Origin of the sequence: Glycomyces dulcitolivorans (genome assembly GCF_003265355.1) — a bacterium.
GTDB classification, from domain to species: domain Bacteria; phylum Actinomycetota; class Actinomycetes; order Mycobacteriales; family Micromonosporaceae; genus Glycomyces; species Glycomyces dulcitolivorans.
Map to the genome: position 1 here is coordinate 1 of NZ_QFRW01000159.1, position 3,869 is coordinate 3,869.

The 3,869-nt window shown below is 72.9% G+C and carries 3 protein-coding genes; all 3 read left to right on the forward strand.

The annotated features are described in order from the left end of the window. Window positions 1-265: 265 nt before the first annotated feature. Genes DI269_RS13415 through DI269_RS13425 form a run of 3 tightly spaced genes read left to right on the forward strand, consistent with a single transcriptional unit; the run spans window position 266 to window position 3,688 of the window. Window positions 266-2,026, forward strand: a complete 1,761-nt coding sequence (locus tag DI269_RS13415) for an L-aspartate oxidase (protein WP_198667408.1) — start codon at window positions 266-268, stop codon at window positions 2,024-2,026. Then, complete coding sequence (gene nadC / locus DI269_RS13420; protein ID WP_112136661.1) at window positions 2,023-2,922, forward strand: carboxylating nicotinate-nucleotide diphosphorylase; 900 nt, start codon at window positions 2,023-2,025, stop codon at window positions 2,920-2,922. The genes DI269_RS13415 and nadC overlap by 4 nt, the downstream gene beginning before the upstream one ends. A 4-nt stretch (window positions 2,923-2,926) precedes the next feature. Further along, entirely contained in the window at window positions 2,927-3,688 is a 762-nt protein-coding gene (locus tag DI269_RS13425) for a type III pantothenate kinase (protein WP_112136663.1), read from the forward strand. Window positions 3,689-3,869 lie beyond the last annotated feature (181 nt).

Sequence of the window (3,869 nt, forward strand, 5' to 3'; positions counted from 1 at the left end):
CCGGCACCGCACCACGCGGCGCCGGCCGGGCCCGGCGCCGCTGTCGGTCCCCCCGGACACGCTTGAAAGCGGGGGCGCCGATGAATCCGCGCATCCCTCACATCCGCGCTCTTCCGTGTGACGCGGTCGTCACTTCTTCTGGCGCGCGGACGCGTCCGCGGTGCACAGTTGATCCGAACCGCGCGCCGCTCGCAACGGGCGCGCACACCTATCCGGCCCCCGGGCGACCGGGACCGGGCTAGAAGGGCGACGGCACGTGCCACCCGTGTTCACTGGGCCGGAGGCCGGGGCGCTCCCGCACCTGCCGCGCCTGCCGCGGCGCCTGCGCGCCGAAGCGCCGTCCTGGACCGAGACCACCGACGTGTGCGTCATCGGCTCCGGCGTCGCCGGACTCACCTGCGCGCTCAACCTGCGCCGGGCCGGATTCCACGTCACCGTCGTCACCAAGGTCCACATCGACGACGGCTCCACCCGCTGGGCCCAAGGCGGCGTCGCCGCCGTCCTCGACCCCCACGACAGCCCCGAAGCGCACGCCCGCGACACCAGGATCGCCGGCGTCGGCCTGTGCGACAGCGCGGCCGTCGACGTCACCGTCACCGAAGGCCCCCAGCGCATCGCCGACCTCATCCACCTCGGCACCGAGTTCGACCGCGACCCCGACGGCTCGCTCCAGCTCACCCGCGAAGGCGGCCACCGCGCCCGCCGGATCGTCCACGCCGGCGGCGACGCCACCGGCGCCGAGATCCAGCGCGCGCTCCACGCCGCGGTCCTGCGCGACCCGTGGATCCGCATCATCGAGAACGCCATGGTCCTCGACCTGCTCACCGACGCCCGCGGCCACGCGGCCGGCGTCAGCCTCCACGTCCTCGGCGAGGGCGTCGAGCACGGCGTCGGCGGCGTCGAGGCCCGCGCGGTCGTGCTCGCCACCGGCGGCCTCGGTCAGATCTTCCAGTCGACCACCAACCCCTCCGTGTCCATCGGCGACGGGGTGGCGCTGGCGCTGCGGGCCGGCGCCCAGGTCACCGACCTCGAATTCGTCCAGTTCCACCCGACGTCGCTGTACGTGCCCGGGACCCCCGGTCTCGGCGGCGGCTCCGAAACCGGGGGCACCGAACTGGACCATGAACGTATCCCCGGGGACCGACAATCCACTGATGCCGCGTCCCGGACCGGCGGCGACCAGCAGCCGCTCATCTCCGAGGCCCTCCGCGGCGAAGGCGCCCACCTGCGGGACTTCTCCGGCGACCGGTTCATGGTCGGCGTCCACGAGCTCGCCGAGCTCGCCCCCCGCGACGTCGTCGCCAAGGCCATCACCAACCGGATGATCGCCGAAGGCAAGGCGCACATGTGGCTCGACGCCCGCCACCTCGGCCGCGACATGCTCGAACAGCGGTTCCCGACGATCACCGCGACCTGCCGGTCCCTCGGCGTCGACCCCGTCGCCGACCTCATCCCCGTCGCGCCCGCCGCCCACTACTCCTCCGGCGGCGTCCGCACCGACCTGCACGGGCGCACCAGCGTCCCCGGGCTCTACGCCGCCGGCGAGGCCGCCTGCACCGGCCTCCACGGCGCCAACCGCCTCGCCTCCAACTCGCTCGTCGAAGCGCTCGTGTTCGCCCAGCGCATCGCCGACGACCTCGCCGAGCACAAGCCCAGCCCCGGCCTCCCCGAGCTGCCCGAGGGCGAGGGCACCGTCTGCTCCACGACCTCCCGCGCGCCCCTCCAGGAGGCCATGACCTCCGGCGCCGGCGTCCTCCGCTCCGAAGCGTCACTGGAGGCCACCGCTGCGTCGCTGACGGCTTTGGGGGACAATGTGTCCGGACGTCCTCGACCGGCCACATGGGAGGCCACGAACCTCCTCACCGTCGCCGCCGCAGTCACCGCCGCCGCCCACCGCCGCCGCGAGACGCGCGGCAGCCACTGGCGCGAGGACCACCCCGAGGCCGCCGACGCCTGGCTCGGCCACCTGTGCCTCTCCATCAGCTCCGACGGGGAGCTCGACACCACCTGGGAGCCCATCGCATGAGCAGATTCGCCGAAGCGCCCGGCGGGGCCGGACTGGACGAGCGCCTGCTCGCCTGCCGCCTCGACCCCGAGGACGTGTACGTCGCCGTCCAGGATTACCTCGACGAGGACCTCTCCCACGCGCGCCGCGACGTGACCTCCGAGTCGATCTTCGGCCCCGGGCACACCTCCACCGTGGCCGTCACCGCCCGCGCCGACGGCCTCCTCGCGGGCCTCCCAGTCGCCCACGCGGTCTTCCACGCCATGCCCGGCGACGTCGAGTTCGAATACCTCGCAAGGGAAGGCGCGCGCATCCGCGCCGGCCAGGTCCTCGCCCGCGTCACCGGCCCCACCCGGTCGCTCCTCGCCGCCGAGCGCACCGCCCTGAACCTGCTGTGCCGCATCAGCGGCGTCGCCACCCACACCCGCCGCTTCGCCGACGTCCTCGCCGACTGGCACACCACCGTCCTCGACACCCGCAAGACCACGCCCGGCCTGCGCGCCTTCGAGAAGTACGCGGTGCGCTGCGGCGGCGGCGACAACAAGCGCATGGGCCTGTACGACGTCGCCATGATCAAGGACAACCACAAGGAGGCCGCGGGCTCCATCAGCGAGGCGTTCGCCGCCGTCCGCTCCGCCGAACCCGACGTGGACATCCAGGTCGAGGTCGAGACCCTCGAAGAGGCCCTCGAAGCGGTCGGCGCCGGCGCCGTGTTCCTCCTGTGCGACAACATGAGCCCCAAGGAGCTCAGCGAGGTCGTCGAGGCCGTCGGCGAGCGCGCCGAACTGGAGGCGACCGGGACGATCACCCTCGACACCGCGGTCGACTACGCCGCCACCGGCGTCGACTACATCTCGGTCGGGGCCCTCACCCACTCCTCGCCCATTCTGGACATCGGCCTGGACTTCGAGGAGTAGACCCGTGCTCTTGTGCGTCGACATCGGGAACACCAACACCGTGCTGGCCGTGTTCGAGGGCGAGACCCTCAAGCACTCCTGGCGCATCCGCACCGACCCGCACGCCACCGCCGACGAGCTGGGCCTGACGTTCCGGGCCCTCCTCGACGGCGACGGCGTCGACCTGTCGGGCATCAGCCTGTCCTCCACCGTGCCCCAGCAGGGCGCGGAGGTCGCGAAGATGGCGCAGCGGTACTACCCGCACGCGAGCCTCGTGCAGATCGCGCCCGGCGTGAAGACCGGTGTGCGCCTTGCCATCGACAACCCGCGCGAGGCCGGGCCCGACCGGATCGCGAACACGTACGCGGCGTTCCACCTGTACGGCGGCCCATGCATCACCGTCGACTTCGGAACGTCCACGAACATCGACGTGATCTCCGAGACCGGCGACTTCCTCGGCGGCGCTTTCGCTCCGGGCATCGAGATCTCCATCGACGCGCTCGCCTCGCGGGCCGCGAACCTGCTGAAGATCCCGCTCGTCAAGCCGCGCAGCGTCATCGGGAAGAACACCGTCGAATGCCTCCAGTCGGGCATGGTCTACGGCACCGCCGCCCAGGTCGACGGCCTGGTCCGGCGCATCACGGCCGAGCTGGGCGCCGACCCGACGGCGGTCGTCGCCACCGGCGGCCTCGCGCCGGTCGTCATCGAGGAGTGCGAGACGATCACGCACTACGAGCCGAACCTGACCCTGCACGGCCTCAGGATGATCTGGGACCGCAACGCCTGACGTGCGCGGGACGTGCGCCGCGCGGGAGCGCGGTGTGCGCCCCGCGTGAGCGGGCCCGCATACGTTGGCTTGCATGACTGACCAGACGACCAGAACGCCGCTGCGGCGCACCGCCGCAGCGCTCGCCCGCACCGCCGCCGCCGGTTCGCTGGCGGCGCTCGCCGTCGCCGCCTTCGCGGCC